A 17,663-nucleotide genomic window follows, 5' to 3' on the forward strand; every position below is an offset into this window, starting at 1 on the left:
CCCGCGATACTCGCGCGAAGCCTATGTGCCCCATCTGCAGGCGGCAAGTCCGCCGTTGACCCGCAACGACCAAACAGCCCCTTCGGAGCGTCCCTGGCCGGTCGACCTGCCCGAAAAGGCTGGTTAATCTGGCGGAAAGTTTCGAGTGTGTCCCAATGAATTTTCCGATCCGTTACTTTCGATCCGTGCTGGCTCCTAACGACAAGCCCTGCGCCCCCGTGCGCAGGCCCAACCACCGTGCGAACCGCGCGCTTCGCGCCCTGCTCGTCGCGCTGCTGTGCCTGGCGGCGGCCTGCGGGCGCCCCATGACCCAGACCGAGATCGCCTTTTCCCAGGGCCTGCATGGCGACACGCTGGACACCGGGCGCGTGCGGCTGGTGCGCGGCGCTTTGGTCGGCAGCGTCACCTTCATGCGCAAGCCCCGCCCCCGGGAGACCTGCCGGGAACGCATCCTTCCCCCGGCCAAGGAAGAAATGGTCACCGTCAGCCCGGCAGCCGTGGCCCTGTTCAACCGGATCTTCTTTACCCATGACTGGTACCTCGACGATTACCTCACCGGCTATCCCGACCAGTTGCACATCGTCGAGGCCATGCTGCTGGCCCACGAGCTGACCCATGCCTGGCAATGGCAGAACAGGGAGGTCACCGGCTATCACCCTCTGCGCGCCGCCGCCGAGCACCAGTCAAGCGATGACCCCTATCTCTTCGACGTCGAAACTAGCGCCGATTTCCTAAGCTATGGTTACGAACAGCAGGGCACGATCGTCGAGGAATATGTCTGCTGTCGCGCGTTGGCGCCCGAGGCGCCGCGGACCGAGCGGCTGCATGGAATGCTGGCCCGCGTGTTCGACATCAGCGATCTGCCGAAGGCCCGCGAAAGCGATGTCTACCTGCCCTGGCCGGGGGCCGAATTGAAGGGCATCTGCGGCTGACGCCAAAACCTGCCGATCAGGCGGAATATCGGAAAATTGGAATCATCCGACGAAAATCCGCCCAATCACCGCAGAAAAATACGCGAAACTGACAAGCTCCTAACACTACCCATCAAGGGAACAGGGTGTCAGGAGAGTGTCAGGAACGGCCGCAGGTCACCCCTCCAGCCGCCCTTGCGACAGGCGCACGGTGCGGTCCATGCGGGCGGCCAGTTCGGGGTTGTGCGTGGCAACCAGCGCGGCCAGCCCGGCCTCTCTCACGAGGGTCATGAGCGCTCCGAAAACCTGTTCCGACGTGTCGGGATCAAGGTTGCCCGTCGGCTCATCGGCCAACAACAGGCCCGGCCCGTTAGCCAGCGCCCGGCAGAAGGCCACCCGCTGCTGTTCGCCTCCCGACAGCGCGGCCGGCCGGTGATCGGCCCGCGGGCCAAGCCCGACGGTTTCCAGCAGATCGATCGCCCGCTTGCGCGCGGCGGCATCGGACACGCCATTGGCCAGCTGCGGCAGCACGATGTTTTCCAGCGCGGTGAACTCGGGCAGTAAGTGGTGGAATTGATAGACAAAACCGATGTCTTGCCGCCGCAGGCCGGTGCGCGCGCGATCGTCCAGACCGGTGGCAGCCCGGCCCGACACCGCAACCTCGCCGGCATCGGGCTGGTCCAGCAGACCGGCGATATGCAGCAGGGTCGACTTGCCCGCGCCCGACGGCGCGACAAGGGCCACGGCCTCGCCCGACCGCACGTTCAGGTCAAGCCCGTCGAGCACGCGGATCTCGCCCGGCTGGCCCTTCTTGTAGATCTTGACCAGGCCGGTCAGCGTCAGGACATCATTCATAGCGCAGGGCCTCCACCGGGTTCAGCCGGGCGGCGCGACGCGCCGGGAAAATCGTCACGACAAAGGACAGGCCCAGCGACAGGATGATCGCCTTGGCCACGTCTTCGGGCCGCAATTCCGCCGGCAAGGCATAGATGCCCCGTATCGCCGGATCCCAGACACCGCCGCCCATCACCATGTTCACGAAGGAGAAAATCGGATCTATGTAGATCGCGAAAAGGCAGCCCAGCACCACGCCGGCCACTGTGCCGATCACCCCGGTCAGCGCACCGCAGATGAAGAACACCCGCAGGATCGAGCCTTCGCTCAGCCCAATGGTGCGCAGGATGCCGATGTCGCGGCTCTTGTTCTTGACCAGCATGATCAGCCCCGACACGATGTTCATCGCGGCAATCAGCACGAGGATCGACAGGATGATGAACATCACGTTGTCCTCGACCTCGAGCGCGCGTAGAAAGCCCCCGGAGGCATCGCGCCATGTCCAGATCAGCGCCCGCTGCCCGGCTGCGTCCAACAGCGCAGGCCCCATCCGATCCACCCCTTCGGGATCTTCGACCATCACTTCAATTTCGTCCGCCAAACCTTCGCGGTTGAAGAAGATTTGCGCCTCGGACAGGGGCATGTAGACGCGCGTCCGGTCGATGTCGTAACGCCCCGCGCTGAAGACATAAACCACCTCGTAGGCATTCGACCGCGGCGAGGTGCCAAGCGGCGTCTTGACTCCGTCGGGCGAGATCAGCCGCACCCGGTCGCCCACGCCCGCGCCAATCTCGCGCGCCACGCCCGACCCGATGGCAATGCCCTGCGACAGCCGCGACGGATCGCCGTTGCCGGTCTCGGGATTGATGATGCCCGGCAGGTCGGCCAGGTCCTCGGGCGTGATGCCAAAGACCTCGACCCCGGCGTTGCGCCCGCGATTGGCAGCCAGCACCTGGGCCTTGACCAGCGGCGCGGCCCGCACGACGCCCGGCACCTCGGCAATGCGCGCGGCCATGGCATCGTAATCGGAAATCGTGCGATCCAGCTGGCCGGTCTCGGTCGTTTCGGCCATCTGGTAGATCGTCACATGGGCATTGGCCCCCAGGATGGTATCGACGAATTCGCTGCGAAAGCCCGACCGCACGGCCAGCGTGGCAATCAGCGCAAAGACCGCCAGGGTGATGCCGATCAGGCTGATCCAGGTCATCACCGCCACGCCCCCTTCGGACCGCCGGGCCTGCAAGTAGCGCCGGGCGATCATCCATTCGAAACGGGAAAACGGCATCGGGGATCTGGCCATCGGCGGCTCCTGCTGAAAGTCGCCGGGACCGTGGGGGCTGGCGCCGGCGGGGTCAAGCCACTTGCTGGGCTGGGGAATTTTCGGCGGAAAACAGGTGGGAACCCGTCGGGGCCGGTTAGAGTTTTATTAAACAAATTTACCAAATGAGAGGTATTTCACAGACATGGCCCGCCCGGCACCGCATCATTTCCTTAATTCGCCCCGACGATCATTTCACGCGACGGGGCTTCGTCGCGCCAGCAAAGGAAAGATGCCATGACCCTTCAAGATGCAATGAACGCCGAGCGTGCAGCGCAGCTGGGCCGGCTGCCTGCCGACCCGGATGCGCCGATGTTGGACAGTGAAACGACAATCCTGATGCGCAGCTGGATCCGTCCGCTTGTCGAACAGGCGACCAACTGGCCCGCCCTGGCCGACTCGCTGTCGCGCCGCGGCTATGCGCTGTCGTTCCGCCGCGGCCGTCTGTGGCTGACCCGGGCCGAAACCGGCGACAAGGTCTGCACCATGCGCCACCTCGGGGCCAGCACCCGCGATCTGGCCGCCCGGCTTGGCCGTCCGGCCGTCCGCCCCCTGCCCGGCAACCCGAACCGGGGCGAACTGCGCGTCTGACCGAAAGGTCGGGCCATGGCCCACAGGCCCGCCCGACCCCGGGCTCAGGGATGCGCGATGTCGGACCGGTGGGGTTCGTAGATCCCGGCCAGTTTCTTGACGGCATCCTCGGCGCTCAGCTCCTCGCTCTCGCCAGAACGGCGAGAGGTGAGCTCGACCACCCCGTTTTTCAGCCCGCGCGGGCCGACCGTGATCCGCCAGGGCAGACCGATCAGGTCCATCGTCGCAAACTTGCCGCCCGCCCGTTCGTTGCGGTCGTCATAAAGCGGCTCCAGCCCGATGGCCGCCAGCGCGGCATAGATCGCCTCGCAGGCCGCGTCGGTGTCGGCATCGCCCTGTTTCAGGTTGATGATCCCGCAATGATAGGGCGTCACGCCTTCGGGCCAGATGATGCCGTTGTCATCATGGTTGGCCTCGATGATCGCCCCGATCAGCCGGCTGACCCCGATCCCGTGCGAGCCCATGTGCACCGGCACCGGCTTGCCGTCCGGCCCCTGCACCGTGGCGCCCATCGCCTCGGAATACTTGGTGCCGAAATAGAAGATCTGGCCGACCTCGATGCCCCGGGCCGTGCGCCGGCGCTCTTCGGGCACCTCGGCAAAGACCGTCTCGTCATGGGTTTCGTCGGTCCGGGCATAGAGCGAGGTGAATTCCTCCATCACCGCCTGGCACTGGTCGACGCTGTCGTAATCGATGTCGCGGGCGCCCAGGCGGATGTCGGTCACCGCGCTGTCATAGAAGACCTCGGATTCGCCGGTCTCGGCCAGCACCAGGAATTCATGGGTGTCGTCGCCGCCGATCGGGCCGCTGTCGGCGCGCATCGGAATCGCCTGAAGGCCCATGCGCTCGTAGGTGCGCAGGTAGCTGACCAGGTGGCGGTTGTAGGCGTGCAGCGCGTCTTCCTTGGTCAGGTCGAAGTTGTAGCCGTCCTTCATGAAGAATTCCCGTCCGCGCATGACGCCGAAGCGCGGGCGCACCTCGTCGCGGAACTTCCACTGGATGTGGTAGAGCGTCAGGGGCAGGTCCTTGTAGGACGACACGTGGCTGCGGAAGATGTCGGTGATCATCTCCTCGTTGGTCGGTCCGTACAGCATGTCGCGGTCGTGGCGATCGCGGATTCGCAGCATTTCCGGCCCGTAGGCATCGTAGCGCCCCGATTCCTTCCACAGTTCGGCGGATTGCAGCGTGGGCATCAGCATCGGGATATGGCCCGCGCGGATCTGTTCCTCGTGGACGATGTTTTCCAGCTTGCGCAACACCTTGAAGCCCAGGGGTAGCCAGGAATAGATGCCGGCGGACGCCTGCTTGATCATGCCGGCCCGCAGCATCAGCCGGTGCGAGGCAATCTGCGCCTCGGCGGGCGTCTCCTTGAGGACAGGCAGGAAATAGCGGGAGAGGCGCATGGAACGGGCCTTTTCATGAAGCGTTGGTCCCGGGTGATCTAGTCCAAAGCCGGCCGTGGCGCAATTGCCGGCAACGGCGGACGGGCGGCACCGCCTAAGGCCTTGCAAGCAGGCCACGGCTGGGCCAAGCAAGGGGCAGCTATTGAAGAGGGTCCGCATGGCTTTGCCGGTCAATGTTCAGCTGAGATACTGGGGCATCGTGGCAGCGGTCTTCCTGCTGTTGCTATGGTTCCTGGGCGACGTGCTCGTGCCGTTTGTCATCGGCGGGGCGGTGGCCTATTTCCTCGATCCCGTGGCCGACCGGCTGGAATCCTGGGGCCTGTCGCGCGGCGCGGCCACCGGGGTGATCACCATCGGGGCCATCGCGATCTTTGTAATCATCACCCTGGCGCTGCTGCCCGCCCTGGTGCGCCAGGCCGTCGACCTGGCCAACCTGGTGCCGCAGCTCTTCAAGGACCTGCAGGAATTCCTGATTTCCAAGTTCCCGCAGGTGCTGAACGAGGAAAGCCAGCTGCGCCAGACGCTGGTCAAGATCGGCGAGGCCGCCCAGAGCCGGGCGCTGGAGCTGGTCAACACGGCGGTCAGCTCGGCCCTGACGGTGATCAACCTGGTCGTGCTGATGGTCATCACCCCCGTGGTGGCCGTCTACCTGCTGCTGGACTGGGACAACATGGTCGCCCGGATCGACGAATTGCTGCCCCGCGACCACGCGCCGACGATCCGCCGGCTGGCCGAGGAGATCGACCGCACCCTGGCCGGGTTCGTGCGCGGCATGGTCACGGTCTGCGGCATCCTGGGCGCCTATTACGCCATTGCCCTGATGATCGTCGGGCTGGATTTCGGCCTGGTCGTGGGGTTCATCGCCGGGGCGCTGACCTTCATCCCCTATCTCGGCGCGCTGATCGGCGGAGCGCTGGCCGTCGGGCTGGCCCTGTTCCAGTTCTGGGGCGAATGGTGGATGATCGTCATCGTGGCCGTGATCTTCCAGATCGGCCAGTTCGTCGAAGGCAATTTCCTGACCCCGAACCTGGTCGGCAATTCGGTCGGCCTGCACCCGGTCTGGCTGCTGCTGGCCCTGTCGGTCTTCGGGGCGATCTTCGGCTTCATCGGCCTGCTGGTCGCCGTGCCCGTGGCCGCGGCCATCGGCGTGCTGGTGCGTTTCGCCGCCAGCCAGTACAAGCACAGCAAACTCTACACCGGCCTCGCCGAAGAAAACGATGACTGACATGCCCCGCCAGCTGAGCTTCGACCTGCCCGTCCGCCCCGCCCTGGGGCGCGAGGATTTCTTCGTGGCGCCGTCGAACGCCCTGGCCATCGACCTGATCGACCGGGCGCCCGACCTGCCCGGGGCCAAGCTGGCCATCACCGGGGCGCGGGCCTCGGGCAAGACCCACCTGGCCCATGTCTGGGCGGCCGAATACGGCGGCCGACTGCTGCCCGCGGCCGGGCTGGACGAAGACCTGGTGCCCGCCCTGGCCCAGGGCCCCGTGGCCGTCGAGGACGTGCCCGACATCGCCGGCAACCGCCAGCGCGAACGGGCGCTCTTTCACCTGCACAACATGCTGGCCCAGGCCGGCCAGCCGCTCTTGCTGACCGGGCGGGATGCGCCCTCGCGCTGGAACATCGTGCTGCCCGACCTGAAAAGCCGCATCGCCGCCGCCGCCCATGCCGAGCTGGAAGCGCCCGACGATGCGCTGCTGGCCGCCGTGCTGGTCAAGCATTTCACCGACCGCCAGCTGATGCCCCGGCCCGATGTCATCCCCTATGTCATCCGCCACATGGAACGCTCCTTTGCCGCCGCCGCCGAGATGGTCGCCCGGCTGGACCGGGCCGCGCTGGACGCCCGGCGCGACGTGACCCGGGCGCTGGCCACCGAAGTACTTGGAAACACCCGCGACGCGGGCTAGGCCCGACGCCCCCAAGGTGGCCGCTTGCCCGCGGCCGCCCCAGACGAATGACGGAAGAGAGCCAGGATGTCCGACGCCGATTTTCTGAATTCCCCCCTGCCCGACCCGGTCGCCCTGCCCGATCTCGACGTCACCGGCCCGGGCCGGTTCTTCAACCGCGAGCTCAGCTGGCTGGGCTTCAACTGGCGCGTCCTGGAAGAGGCCGAGAACACCCGCGTGCCGCTGCTGGAACGGCTGCGCTTCCTGTCGATCTCGGCCAACAACCTCGATGAATTCTACACCGTCCGCGTCGCCGGCCTGCGCGAGCTGGCCCATGCCGGCAATACCTCGCCCGGGCAGGACGGGCTGAGCCCCGCCGAACAGCTGGTGCTGATCGACGAGGACGCCCGCAAGCTGATGCAGCGCCAGCAGATCGTGCTGTCGGACCTCAAGGCCCTGATGGAAGAGGAACGGATCTCGATCCTCGACCGCCACGCGCTGGACGACGGCGACCTGGCCCATCTCGAAGGGGTGTTCCTCAACCAGGTCTTCCCGGTGCTCTCGCCCCTGGCCATCGACCCGGCGCATCCCTTTCCCTTCATTCCCAACACCGGGTTCTCGCTCGCCCTGCAGCTGGAGCGCACCCGGGACAAGCGCGGCCTGCAGGCCCTGCTGCCGATCCCCCACCAGATCGACCGCTTCGTCTCGCTGCCGGCGACACCCGGGGCGCATCGGTTCCTGCCGCTCGAAGAGCTGTTGCTGGTCTTCATCGACCGACTCTTCCCGGGCTATCGCGTCAACGCCCATTTCGCCTTTCGCGTGCTGCGCGACAGCGACCTGGAGGTCGAGGAAGAGGCCGAGGACCTGGTGCGCGAGTTCGAGGTTGCGCTCAAGCGCCGCCGCCGGGGGGAGGTCGTGCGCCTGACCCTGACCGCCGGCGCGCCGTCCGAGCTGAAACAGGTGGTCATGCGCGAATTGCATGTCCAACGCGACGAGGTCATCGAGATCGAGGGCATGATCGGCGTGGCCGACCTGTCCGAACTGGTCATCTCGGCCCGGCCCGACCTGCTGTGGCCGTCCTTCACCCCCCGCGTGCCCGAGCGCGTCCAGGACCATGACGGCGACATGTTCGCCGCGATCCGGCGCAAGGACATGCTGCTGCACCACCCCTACGAGACCTTCGACATGGTCGTCCGCTTCCTGACCCAGGCGGCGGCCGACCCGGACGTGGTGGCCATCAAGCAGACGCTCTACCGCACCTCGCGCGACAGCCCGATCGTCGCCGCCCTGTGCGAGGCGGCCGAGGACGGCAAGTCGGTCACCGCGCTGGTCGAGCTCAAGGCCCGCTTCGACGAGGCCGCCAATATCCGCCAGTCGCGCCGGCTGGAACGGGCCGGCGCCCACGTGGTCTATGGCTTCATCGACCTCAAGACCCATGCCAAGATCTCGACCGTGGTGCGCCGCGAGGGCGACCAGCTGGTGACCTATACCCATTACGGCACGGGCAATTACCACCCGATCACCGCGCGCATCTACACCGACCTCAGCTTCTTTACCTGCGATGCCGAGCTGGGGCGCGACGCGACCAAGGTGTTCAATTACCTGTCGGGCTATGCCTTTCCCGAAAAGCTGGAAAACCTGGCCATCTCGCCCTCGAACCTGAAAAAGACCCTGATCGCCGGCATCGACGCCGAAATCGAGCATGCCAAGGCCGGCCGCCCGGCCCAGATCTGGGCCAAGATGAACTCGCTGATCGACCCCGAGGTCATCGACGCGCTTTATCGCGGCAGCCAGGGCGGCGTGAAGATCGACCTGGTGATCCGTGGCATCTGCGGCATCCGCCCGGGCATCAAGGGCCTGTCCGAGAACATCCGCGTCAAGTCGATCGTCGGCCGGTTCCTCGAACATTCGCGCATCGTCTGCTACGGCAACGGCGGCGGGCTGCCGTCGAAACAGGCCCGGGTCTGGATTTCCTCGGCCGACTGGATGGGCCGCAACCTGAACCGCCGGGTGGAAACCCTGGTGGAAATCCACAACGACACGGTCAAGGCCCAGATCGTCAGCCAGATCATGGCCGCCAACCTGGCCGATGTCGCCCAGAGCTGGATCATGAACCCCGACGGCAGCCACCGCCGCACGGTGGTCGAGGATGGCGCCTTTGCCTTCAATTGCCACCGCTTCTTCATGGAAAACCCGTCGCTCTCGGGGCGGGGATCGGCCGGGGCCAAGGATGTGCCCAGCCTGACCCATGCCGAGGATTAACCCGTCGGCGCATTGACCCGGCACAACAAACCGGTGCAGCCTGCGCCCAGGGACAAACGACGCGCAGGTCTGCCATGAACATGCAGATGGATCCGGACATGCCACATTGGGAACCCTTCGGCCGCCCGCTGTTTGACGACCCGTCGGTCAAATCGCTGTCACGCGTGGGCGTGGTCGACGTGGGCTCGAACTCGGTCCGGCTGGTGATCTTCGACGGCGCCGCCCGGTCACCGGCCTATTTCTTCAACGAAAAGATCATGTGCGGGCTGGGCTCGGGCCTGTCCGATACCGGCCGGCTGAACCCCGAAGGCCGCGAACGCGCCCTGCGCGCGCTGGCCCGGTTCCAGGCCCTGGCCGATCACATGGACATGCCCCCGCTGAGCGCCGCGGCAACGGCCGCCGTGCGCGACGCCGAGGACGGGCCGGATTTCTGCGCCGAGGTCAAGGCGCGCACCGGGCTCGACATCCATGTCATCGACGGCGCCGAAGAGGCCCGGCTGTCGGCCCAGGGCGTGCTGCTGGGCTGGCCCGATGCCAGCGGGCTGGTCTGTGACATCGGCGGATCGTCGATGGAACTGGCCGTGCTGCGCGACGGGGCCGTGGGCGACCGCGAGACATCGGCGCTGGGGCCGCTCAAGCTGCAGACCATCAAGGGCGGGCGCAGCGCCCGGCAGGACCATATCCGCAAGGTTGTCGCCGATCTGCACGCCCGCTTCGGTGCCGAGCGCCAGCGGCTGTTCCTTGTCGGCGGCTCCTGGCGGGCCATTGCCAAGATCGACATGGCCCGGCGCGGCTATCCGCTGAAGGTGCTGCACGAATATACCATGTCGGCCGAGGACATCGCCGAAACCGCCGCGCTGATCGCCCGGACCGAATCCGACGACCTGCGCGCGATGGCCAAGGTCTCGGGCACGCGGATGGAACTGGTGCCCTATGCGATCGACGTGCTGACCTGCCTCGTCGAGACCTTCCAGCCCATCGACATCGCCGTGTCGAGCTATGGCATCCGCGAGGGCATGCTGTATGAACAGATGCCCCAGAAGCTGCGCGAAAGCGATCCGCTGATCGAGGCCTGCCGCTTTGCCGAGGCCAAGGACGCCCGCAGCCCGGGCTATGGCAGCACGCTGTTCCGCTTTGTCCTGCCGCTGTTTCCCCATGCCGACCGGGCGCGCCTGCGCCTGATCAAGGCCGCCTGCCTGCTGCATGACGTCAGCTGGCGGGCGCATCCCGATTACCGGGCCGAAACCTGTTTCGACTATGCCACGCGGGCCAATCTCTGCGGGCTGGACCATGGCGAACGGGTGTTCCTGGCCCTGGCCCTGCTGCATCGCTACACCAAGAAGCGCAGCGGCTCGCGGGTCGAAAGCCTGCTGCCCCTGCTGACCGAGGCCGACGTGGCCGAGGCCGAATTGCTGGGCCGGGCGATGCGCTTCGGAGCGATGCTCTGGCTGCGCGGCGATCAGCCGACGGCCGGGCTGAACTGGGATGCCGAGGCCGGCATCCTGGAGCTGCGCCTTGCGCCCGAGGCACGCGACCTCTTTGGCGAAGTGCCGGAATCGCGGTTCAACGCCCTCGCCTCGGCGCTTGGCGCTGAACCGGCGGTGCGGGTGGATTAAGCCGCCTGCTCGATTGTGCGGGTCGAATAACCCCCCTGCCCGATGGGGCGGGGCAAACAGCCTGACCGATGGTGCGGGCAGAACAGCCCCCTGCCCGATCATGACCAGCCGGGCCCGTGACGCGGGCCCGGGAGCGGCCGCGATCAGATCTCGATCGGGTCTTCCTCGGGCGTGACGCCAGGATCGGTGGGGTCCACCGGCGGGTCTTCGGGTGCGTCGGGGTCGGGCGCATCGGGCTTGCGCCGGATGATGATGTCACCGTTGGGCAGCATCTCGGGCGTTTCGTAGCGCGACCAATCCTTGACCTCGTCCATCATGTTGTTCAGCGCCGGGCCCATTTCCTCGATGAAACTGCGCATCGCCGGGCCCCAGGTCTCGGCCAGCCCCTGAAGATCGCCCAGGGCATCGTCCATGTTGTCGCGCAGCCCGTCCAGCCAGCTGCGCGGCTCGGTCTCGGGGTCGGTGGCCTGCGCCAGGGCCGGCGCGGTTGTCGCCAGCGCCAGGGGCAGCGCCATCAGGATCACAAAGCGTCTCATGCCCCCAATGTAGGGCCCCGCCGCCCGTCGCAAAAGCCCCGTGCGCGCCGATCAGCCCCGCGCGGCGCAGCCGTTGATCTCGTCCCAGGCCCGGTTGATCGCGATCAGGCGCTTTTCCGCCAGCCGGATCGCCTCTTCCGGCAGACCCCGGGCCAGCATCGCGTCGGGATGGGTCTCGCGCACCAGGCGGCGCCAGACATTGCGAATCTCGGTGATCTCCATGTCGGGCGTCACCCCCAGCACCGTGTGCGGATCGGGCGCCGCATCGGGCACATAGCGCGCCCGCATCGCCCGGAACTCGTGGCGCGGCAGGCCGAAGATCTGCGAGACGTCCTCGAGAAAGGCCGCCTCGTCGGGGTGATAGACCCCGTCGGCCAGGGCGATGTGGAACAGCCCTTCCAGCAGGTCCCACAGGGTCGTCGGATCGTGCTGGAACATGTCATGGATGCGCGCGGCATATTCCTGGTAGCCCGCCACGTCGGTGCGCGCCATGTTGAACACCCGCGCGGCGTTGTCCTCGTCTTCGCGGGCGATCTGAAAGACCTCGCGAAAGGCCGTGACCTCGTCGCGCGTGACCACCCCGTCGGCCTTGGCCATCTTGGCCCCCAGCGCGATGACGGCAATGGTAAAGGCCACGCTGCGCTCGGGCGGGGTACGCAGGCGGTCAAAGACCTCGGCCAGGCCTTCGCCCTGGGTCAGGGCGGCAATGGCGGCGGTGATGCGGGACCAGATCGACATGGGCCGGACATTATCCCGCCCGTTCGGCGGTGTCAGCGCGTTCATGGCAATTTTTGCAACTCTGGCAACCGCCTGCCGGCCCCGCCCGGCCATCGCGCCCGGCCCCAGGTGGGTGCGTCGCCGGACAAGGGCGATGGCATGGGGCAAGTCACCGGGGCGAGGTCACTTCGGGCCAGACACAGGACGCTGCGCAGGGCCGGGAACCGACAAGGACCAAGGCATGGCGCTTTGCCATGACTTTGCCATGACGCCGACAACAGCGGTCAGCCAAAAGCCAGCCATCAGACCGGGGGATGGCCCCCCCGGGCAAGGGCACCGGCCAACCCGCGCTGGCCTCAGGCCAGGATGCGCAGCCCGCCGGGCGTTTCGATCTCGGCGCGCATGCCGGCCGGGCCGGTTTCGAACACCACCCGCGGATCGACGAGCCGCGCGGTCAGCAGCGCCTGCAGGTCCCCGGCCTCGGGATGTTGCACGATCAGCCGCCGCAACCGGCAGCCCGACACCGCCAGCCGTTGCGACGGATGGGCATCGCCCTGCCACTGGATCAGCGCCGGGCAGAGATTGTCAAAGGGCAGACGGCCGTGTTCGGGCACCGACATGCGCCAGCTCAGGTCGCCCCGGGTCACGGCCATGGCCTGGCCCACCCCCGGAAACTGGGCGATCCGGTCATCCAGGTTGCGCGTGCGGCAGACCCAGTTGGTCAGCCGCGCCGGCCCCTCGTGGGCATCCAGGTCGAACATCCGCGCCCGGCCGGGCGGCGGGGCCTGGGGGTCGATGGCAATGGTTTCGATATAGACCCCGTCATCGAGGCCCAGCAGGCGGTTGTGCGTGCCAAAGACCTCGTGCCGCCCGCCGGGCCCGAAGGACACGCCAAGCGCGGCCTCGGCCATGTCGGTGGCATCTTCCAGCATCGGGCCGGCAACGACGATATGATCAAGTTCCATGGTTCAGACTAGCTCATGTTTCCCGGACCTACTGCAACCGAAACATCGCGTCGGGGGCAACGGGCCATGGCCCTGCGCCGGGTACATGCCGGCGCAGGGCGTGTTTTTCGGGCACGCCCCGCGGTTTCGTGATCACATCTGGCGATACCCGGGGGTCAGGCCGCCCGGGCGTCGCGGATCAGCTTCAGGATGTCCTGCGCCGCCTCGGGGATGTTGGTACCCGGGCCAAAGATCGCCTTGACCCCGTTGTCGTAGAGGAACTGGTAATCCTGCTGTGGTATCACCCCGCCACAGATCACGATGATGTCCTCGGCCCCGTAGGCTTTCAGCGATTGCACCAGCTGCGGCGCCAGCGTCTTGTGGCCGGCCGCCTGGCTGGAAATGCCGATGACATGCACGTCGTTGTCCACCGCGTCCTGCGCCGCCTCGTCGGGCGTCTGGAACAGCGGGCCGACATCCACGTCGAAGCCGATGTCGGCAAAGGCCGTGGCAATGACCTTGGCCCCCCGGTCGTGGCCGTCCTGGCCCATCTTGACCACCAGCATCCGCGGCCGCCGGCCCTCTTCGGCGGCAAAGCCCTCGACGGCCTTCTGGATGGCCGCAAAGCCCTCGTCGCCCTCGTAGGCCGCGCCGTAGACCCCGGCCAGCGTCTTGACCTCGGCCCGGTGCCGGCCGAATTCCTTTTCCATCGCCATGCTGATCTCTCCCACAGACGCCCGGGCGCGTGCCGCCTCGACCGCCGCTTCCAACAGGTTGCCGCCTTCCTTCGCCCGGCGCGTCATCTCGTCCAGCGCTGCCTGGCAGGCCGCCTCGTCACGCGCCGCGCGCATCTTCTCAAGCCGCGCGATCTGGGCGTCGCGCACCTTGGCGTTGTCGATATCGAGAATGTCGAGCTCGTCTTCCTTCTCCAGCCGGTACTTGTTGACCCCGACGATCACGTCCTCTCCCCGGTCGATCAGCGCCTGCCGGCGGGCCGCGGTCTCTTCGATCCGCAGCTTGGGCATGCCCGAGGCCACGGCCTTGGTCATGCCGCCCATCTCTTCGACCTCTTCCATCAGCGCCCAGGCCTTTTCGGCCAGTTCGGCGGTCAGGCTCTCGACGTAATAGGACCCGGCCAGCGGGTCGACGACCTTGGTCACCCCGGTCTCTTCCTGCAGGATCAGCTGGGTGTTGCGCGCGATCCGGGCCGAGAATTCGGTGGGCAGCGCGATCGCCTCGTCCAGCGCGTTGGTATGCAGCGACTGGGTGCCACCCAGAACGGCCGACATCGCCTCGTAGGCCGTGCGGATGACGTTGTTGTAGGGGTCCTGTTCCTGCAGGCTGACCCCGCTGGTCTGGCAATGGGTGCGCAGCATCTTCGACCGGTCCGACTTGGCCCCGAACTCTGTCATGATGCGGTGCCACAGCAGCCGCGCGGCGCGCAGCTTGGCCGCTTCCATGAAGAAATTCATGCCGATCGCAAAGAAGAACGACAGCCGGCCGGCGAACTTGTCGACATCCATCCCCGCGTTGATCGCCGTGCGCACGTATTCGCGCCCATCGGCCAGGGTATAGGCCAGCTCCTGCACCAGGTTCGCCCCGGCTTCCTGCATGTGGTAGCCCGAGATCGAGATCGAGTTGAACTTCGGCATCTCGTTCGAGGTATATTCGATGATGTCCGCGATGATCCGCATCGAGGGTTCGGGCGGATAGATATAGGTGTTGCGGACCATGAACTCCTTGAGGATGTCGTTCTGGATGGTCCCGGCCAGGACCGACCGGTCGTGGCCCTGTTCCTCGCCGGTGACGATGAAGCTGGCCAGCACGGGGATCACCGCGCCGTTCATCGTCATCGAGACCGACACCTTGTCCAGCGGGATGCCGTCGAACAGGATCTTCATGTCCTCGACACTGTCGATGGCCACGCCGGCCTTGCCGACATCGCCGACAACCCGGGGGTGGTCGCTGTCATAGCCGCGATGGGTGGCCAGGTCGAAGGCCACCGACACGCCCTGCTGCCCGGCCGCCAGGGCCTTGCGGTAGAAGGCATTCGATTCCTCGGCCGTCGAGAACCCGGCATATTGCCGGATGGTCCAGGGCCGGCCGGCGTACATCGTGGCCTTGACCCCGCGCAGAAAGGGCGCCTGGCCGGGGATCGTGCCCAGGTGGTCGACCGTCCCCAGGTCGTCCTCGGTGTAGATCGGCGCAACGTCGATGCCTTCGAGCGTCGACCAGGTCAGATCTTCGACCGTCCGGTTGCGCAGCTCACCTTCGGCGATGCGGCGCCATTCGTCTTTGCTGGCTGTCATTGGAACGTCCTCTTGTCATGTCGGTCACGGGCGGATTTGGCTCCGCCTCGGTCTTGGTGCTTGGGGGTGCCAGCCCGGCGGGGCGGGCCGGATCTGTGGCATGGTCAACGTCACGGGCGCGGGTGTTGCCGGTGGCATGATCGGCGCCCGGCGCAAGGCTATCGCCGGTGCCATGGGCCGCCTGTCGGGCCGGGCCCGGCGCGGCATAGGCCATCGTCTCGGCCAGCCCGTCGGCTCCGGCGGCCAGCCAGAACAGGTCATCCTGGTAGGTCTCGCGCAGCGCCGCGGCCTGGGCCGGGTCAAACGGGTGCCAGCGGCCCTCGCCCTCGGGCAGCAGCGCGCCGCTCTGCGGCCCCTCACCGGCCAACCGGCGCAGGGCCGCCAGGCCGGGCGTGCGGTTCAGCCACAGGTCGGCATCGTCGCGCGGAGCCGGCCGGCCCAGGATCTCGGCCAGCAGGGCATCGGGCCGCCCGCCAAGTGTTTCGAACGGCGCCACGCGGATGCGCGCATCGGGCATGGCACAGGCCACATCGGCAATCACGTCGCGCCAACTGCGCGGCGCGGTGACCAGCCGGTCCAGCCGGTCGGCATCGGGCAACGGCTGGCCCCGGGTCAGGCCATACCCCAGGGCGGAGCTCCAGTAATGGTCGAGGCTGCGGATCGTCAGCACCACCTGGTCGACCTTGCCGCCAAAGGCGATATGCACCCGGGTCAGCCGCTCGCCGATACCGGGATAAAGCCCCCCGGCCCGCAGGTTGTCGCAGACCGAGCCCGACATGTTCTCGTCGCTGACCAGCAGCACCGCGCGCCCGCGGTCCCGGCTGCGCGCGATGTTCAGAGCGATCCGCCCGGTGGCCCGGCGAAACCGCGCGCCCGACCCGGCGCCCTGGCCGTGGATGCCATGGAACAGCCCGTTGCGCGTGCGCCGTGGCCCCCAGAAGGCCAGGCCCTGATCGGCCAGCATGTCGCTCCGCTCGCGCAGGTAGGTCTGGAACGTCGTGGTCCCGGTGCGATGCACGCCGATATGCAGGATGACATCCATGAGGCGGCGGCTCCACTCCGCGACGACCGCCCCCAACGGCCCGAATCCAAGGGTCGCCGCCATCATCGCGCCCCACCTCTGAGCAAGCCCTTAATGTTAAAATTTTCGCGGGCGGCGGCATCGTGACTTGTCGTTTCCGCCCGCGCGCCGTCTATAGTCGGAACCATGACCAGACTGATCGCCATCGCGCTTGCCGCGACGCTTGCCGCCCCTGTCGCCGCCCCTCCTGCCCGGGCTGCCGACGACCCGGAGATCCTGGCGCAGGCGCTGGTGCCCGGAACCATCACCGAGGCCGGCACGCTGGCGCTGGAGTCCTTCCTCTGGCAGGCCCGGCCGGTCGTTGTCTTTGCCGACACCCCGGCCGACCCGCGGTTCCAGCAGCAGCTCGACATGATCACGGCCGAGATCGACCGGCTGGCCGAGCGCGACGTGGTGATCCTGACCGATGTCGATCCCGCCGCCGCCGGCCCGATCCGCGCCAAGCTGCGCCCGCGCGGTTTCCAGGTCGTGCTGATCGGCAAGGACGGTGTTGTCGACCTGCGCAAGCCCTTCCCGTATTCCGTGCGCGAGATCACCCGCATCATCGACAAGACCCCCCTGCGCCAGCAGGAGGTCCGCGACCGGCGTGCCCAGCCCGGGACCGGCGCCGCCGATTGAGCCATCTGGACGGCGTGGCCGGGGGCCACTTGTGACCGGATCACATGGCCCCGCAACGCCCAACCGGCATGATCCGACCGCGGTACCCGGTCTAGACATTCCCCCGCAGGAAGAAGGCCAGCGGCATGTCGGCCTGCAGATGCACCACCGTCACCGCATTGCCCACGGGATCGTAGACCATCAACGCCTCTTCCGAGGTGATCGCCAGGTAAAACGCCCAGCCCGCCCGCTCGGACAGGCAGCGCTGCGCCGGCCCGACGCCGTTCGACAGGATGCCCAGCCCCTGGTCCAGGCTGGCGGCCATGATCTGTTCCGACACCACCGTCGGGCTGGCATCGAACAGCTCCAGCGCCACGGCCCGCCCGGCCCGCAGGTAATGCACCGCCACCTCGACCGAGGTCGCCCGGCTGATCCCCTCGCCGATGGCGGTGTCGTCCAGCAGGAACACCGCGCCCGTGCAGGTCCCGCGCGAGGTGAATTCCAGCGTTGGCCCCAGGTTCAGCCAGGCCGACAATTCCCCGCGCAGGCTGTCCTCGCGATCCAGCCGGCAGCCGGCCAGCACCAGTCCGGCCAGCACCGCGCCCATCGCCCGCCGGAGCACCGCCCAGATCGCAAGCCAACTCACAGACCGGCACAC

General features: G+C 67.2%; 16 protein-coding genes. 7 read left to right on the top strand and 9 right to left on the bottom strand.

The window, feature by feature from the left end:
• Positions 1-305 precede the first annotated feature (305 nt).
• Complete coding sequence (locus ACK3BB_RS18040; RefSeq protein WP_428926025.1) at positions 306-932, top strand: hypothetical protein; 627 nt, start codon at positions 306-308, stop codon at positions 930-932.
• A gap of 156 nt (positions 933-1,088) precedes the next feature.
• Here the strand turns inward: ACK3BB_RS18040 and ACK3BB_RS18045 are convergent, their stop codons facing one another.
• Entirely contained in the window at positions 1,089-1,766 is a 678-nt protein-coding gene (locus ACK3BB_RS18045) for an ABC transporter ATP-binding protein (protein WP_428926026.1), read from the bottom strand.
• Positions 1,759-3,045 (bottom strand): lipoprotein-releasing ABC transporter permease subunit, encoded by a 1,287-nt coding sequence (locus tag ACK3BB_RS18050; RefSeq protein ID WP_428926027.1) that lies wholly within the window; start codon positions 3,043-3,045, stop codon positions 1,759-1,761. Before ACK3BB_RS18050 ends, ACK3BB_RS18045 begins: the two co-directional genes overlap by 8 nt.
• A 255-nt stretch (positions 3,046-3,300) precedes the next feature.
• On the opposite strand from ACK3BB_RS18050, the gene ACK3BB_RS18055 reads away from it, so the two are divergent.
• Positions 3,301-3,654 carry a hypothetical protein gene (locus tag ACK3BB_RS18055; RefSeq protein ID WP_428926028.1) on the top strand — a complete coding sequence of 118 codons (354 nt, stop codon included), beginning with the start codon at positions 3,301-3,303 and terminating at the stop codon, positions 3,652-3,654.
• 44 nt (positions 3,655-3,698) lie between these two features.
• Here the strand turns inward: ACK3BB_RS18055 and proS are convergent, their stop codons facing one another.
• Positions 3,699-5,057 (bottom strand): proline--tRNA ligase, encoded by a 1,359-nt coding sequence (proS, locus tag ACK3BB_RS18060; protein ID WP_428926029.1) that lies wholly within the window; start codon positions 5,055-5,057, stop codon positions 3,699-3,701.
• Positions 5,058-5,214: 157 nt separating this feature from the next.
• Between proS and ACK3BB_RS18065 the strand changes: the two genes are divergently transcribed.
• The 4 genes from ACK3BB_RS18065 (at position 5,215) to ACK3BB_RS18080 (ending at position 10,821) form a co-directional block, all read left to right on the top strand.
• Positions 5,215-6,282 (top strand): AI-2E family transporter, encoded by a 1,068-nt coding sequence (locus tag ACK3BB_RS18065; protein ID WP_428926030.1) that lies wholly within the window; start codon positions 5,215-5,217, stop codon positions 6,280-6,282.
• Complete coding sequence (locus ACK3BB_RS18070) at positions 6,275-6,964, top strand: HdaA/DnaA family protein (protein ID WP_428926031.1); 690 nt, start codon at positions 6,275-6,277, stop codon at positions 6,962-6,964. Before ACK3BB_RS18065 ends, ACK3BB_RS18070 begins: the two co-directional genes overlap by 8 nt.
• Before the next feature lie 66 nt (positions 6,965-7,030).
• Complete coding sequence (locus ACK3BB_RS18075; protein ID WP_428926032.1) at positions 7,031-9,205, top strand: RNA degradosome polyphosphate kinase; 2,175 nt, start codon at positions 7,031-7,033, stop codon at positions 9,203-9,205.
• A 74-nt stretch (positions 9,206-9,279) separates the two neighbouring features.
• Complete coding sequence (locus ACK3BB_RS18080; protein ID WP_428926033.1) at positions 9,280-10,821, top strand: Ppx/GppA family phosphatase; 1,542 nt, start codon at positions 9,280-9,282, stop codon at positions 10,819-10,821.
• A 143-nt stretch (positions 10,822-10,964) separates the two neighbouring features.
• Here the strand turns inward: ACK3BB_RS18080 and ACK3BB_RS18085 are convergent, their stop codons facing one another.
• The 5 genes from ACK3BB_RS18085 to ACK3BB_RS18105 all read right to left on the bottom strand — a co-directional run bounded on the left by ACK3BB_RS18085 (position 10,965) and on the right by ACK3BB_RS18105 (position 16,369).
• Entirely contained in the window at positions 10,965-11,357 is a 393-nt protein-coding gene (locus ACK3BB_RS18085; protein WP_428926034.1) for a hypothetical protein, read from the bottom strand.
• 51 nt (positions 11,358-11,408) lie between these two features.
• Complete coding sequence (locus ACK3BB_RS18090; RefSeq protein WP_428926035.1) at positions 11,409-12,095, bottom strand: TerB family tellurite resistance protein; 687 nt, start codon at positions 12,093-12,095, stop codon at positions 11,409-11,411.
• Positions 12,096-12,430: 335 nt separating this feature from the next.
• Positions 12,431-13,039, bottom strand: coding sequence for a VOC family protein (locus ACK3BB_RS18095; RefSeq protein WP_428926036.1), 609 nt, complete (start codon positions 13,037-13,039; stop codon positions 12,431-12,433).
• Between the two features lie 155 nt (positions 13,040-13,194).
• Positions 13,195-15,327: a methylmalonyl-CoA mutase gene (gene scpA / locus ACK3BB_RS18100; protein WP_428926037.1), complete on the bottom strand. Its 2,133-nt coding sequence runs from the start codon at positions 15,325-15,327 to the stop codon at positions 13,195-13,197.
• The gene (locus tag ACK3BB_RS18105) at positions 15,284-16,369 is read right to left on the bottom strand and encodes a hypothetical protein (RefSeq protein WP_428926038.1); all 1,086 of its coding nucleotides are present in this window, start codon (positions 16,367-16,369) and stop codon (positions 15,284-15,286) included. The genes scpA and ACK3BB_RS18105 overlap by 44 nt, the downstream gene beginning before the upstream one ends.
• A 165-nt stretch (positions 16,370-16,534) precedes the next feature.
• Between ACK3BB_RS18105 and ACK3BB_RS18110 the strand changes: the two genes are divergently transcribed.
• Positions 16,535-17,026: a DUF4174 domain-containing protein gene (locus ACK3BB_RS18110; protein WP_428926039.1), complete on the top strand. Its 492-nt coding sequence runs from the start codon at positions 16,535-16,537 to the stop codon at positions 17,024-17,026.
• 91 nt (positions 17,027-17,117) lie between these two features.
• On the opposite strand, the gene ACK3BB_RS18115 is transcribed toward ACK3BB_RS18110, so the two are convergent.
• Positions 17,118-17,651 carry a hypothetical protein gene (locus ACK3BB_RS18115; RefSeq protein ID WP_428926040.1) on the bottom strand — a complete coding sequence of 178 codons (534 nt, stop codon included), beginning with the start codon at positions 17,649-17,651 and terminating at the stop codon, positions 17,118-17,120.
• Positions 17,652-17,663: the final 12 nt, after the last annotated feature.

Origin of the sequence: Marinibacterium sp. SX1, from assembly GCF_050389775.1 — a bacterium.
Lineage (GTDB): Bacteria > Pseudomonadota > Alphaproteobacteria > Rhodobacterales > Rhodobacteraceae > Marinibacterium.

Excerpts from the sequence above, each read along its gene's own strand:
- ACK3BB_RS18040 (WP_428926025.1), top strand. The coding sequence starts at position 306 with ATGACCCAGACCGAGATCGCCTTTTCCCAGGGCCTGCATGGCGACACG.
- ACK3BB_RS18045 (WP_428926026.1), bottom strand. The coding sequence starts at position 1,766 with ATGAATGATGTCCTGACGCTGACCGGCCTGGTCAAGATCTACAAGAAG.
- ACK3BB_RS18050 (WP_428926027.1), bottom strand. The coding sequence starts at position 3,045 with ATGGCCAGATCCCCGATGCCGTTTTCCCGTTTCGAATGGATGATCGCC.
- ACK3BB_RS18055 (WP_428926028.1), top strand. The coding sequence starts at position 3,301 with ATGACCCTTCAAGATGCAATGAACGCCGAGCGTGCAGCGCAGCTGGGC.
- proS (WP_428926029.1), bottom strand. The coding sequence starts at position 5,057 with ATGCGCCTCTCCCGCTATTTCCTGCCTGTCCTCAAGGAGACGCCCGCC.
- ACK3BB_RS18065 (WP_428926030.1), top strand. The coding sequence starts at position 5,215 with ATGGCTTTGCCGGTCAATGTTCAGCTGAGATACTGGGGCATCGTGGCA.
- ACK3BB_RS18070 (WP_428926031.1), top strand. The coding sequence starts at position 6,275 with ATGACTGACATGCCCCGCCAGCTGAGCTTCGACCTGCCCGTCCGCCCC.
- ACK3BB_RS18075 (WP_428926032.1), top strand. The coding sequence starts at position 7,031 with ATGTCCGACGCCGATTTTCTGAATTCCCCCCTGCCCGACCCGGTCGCC.
- ACK3BB_RS18080 (WP_428926033.1), top strand. The coding sequence starts at position 9,280 with ATGAACATGCAGATGGATCCGGACATGCCACATTGGGAACCCTTCGGC.
- ACK3BB_RS18085 (WP_428926034.1), bottom strand. The coding sequence starts at position 11,357 with ATGAGACGCTTTGTGATCCTGATGGCGCTGCCCCTGGCGCTGGCGACA.
- ACK3BB_RS18090 (WP_428926035.1), bottom strand. The coding sequence starts at position 12,095 with ATGTCGATCTGGTCCCGCATCACCGCCGCCATTGCCGCCCTGACCCAG.
- ACK3BB_RS18095 (WP_428926036.1), bottom strand. The coding sequence starts at position 13,039 with ATGGAACTTGATCATATCGTCGTTGCCGGCCCGATGCTGGAAGATGCC.
- scpA (WP_428926037.1), bottom strand. The coding sequence starts at position 15,327 with ATGACAGCCAGCAAAGACGAATGGCGCCGCATCGCCGAAGGTGAGCTG.
- ACK3BB_RS18105 (WP_428926038.1), bottom strand. The coding sequence starts at position 16,369 with ATGGATGTCATCCTGCATATCGGCGTGCATCGCACCGGGACCACGACG.
- ACK3BB_RS18110 (WP_428926039.1), top strand. The coding sequence starts at position 16,535 with ATGACCAGACTGATCGCCATCGCGCTTGCCGCGACGCTTGCCGCCCCT.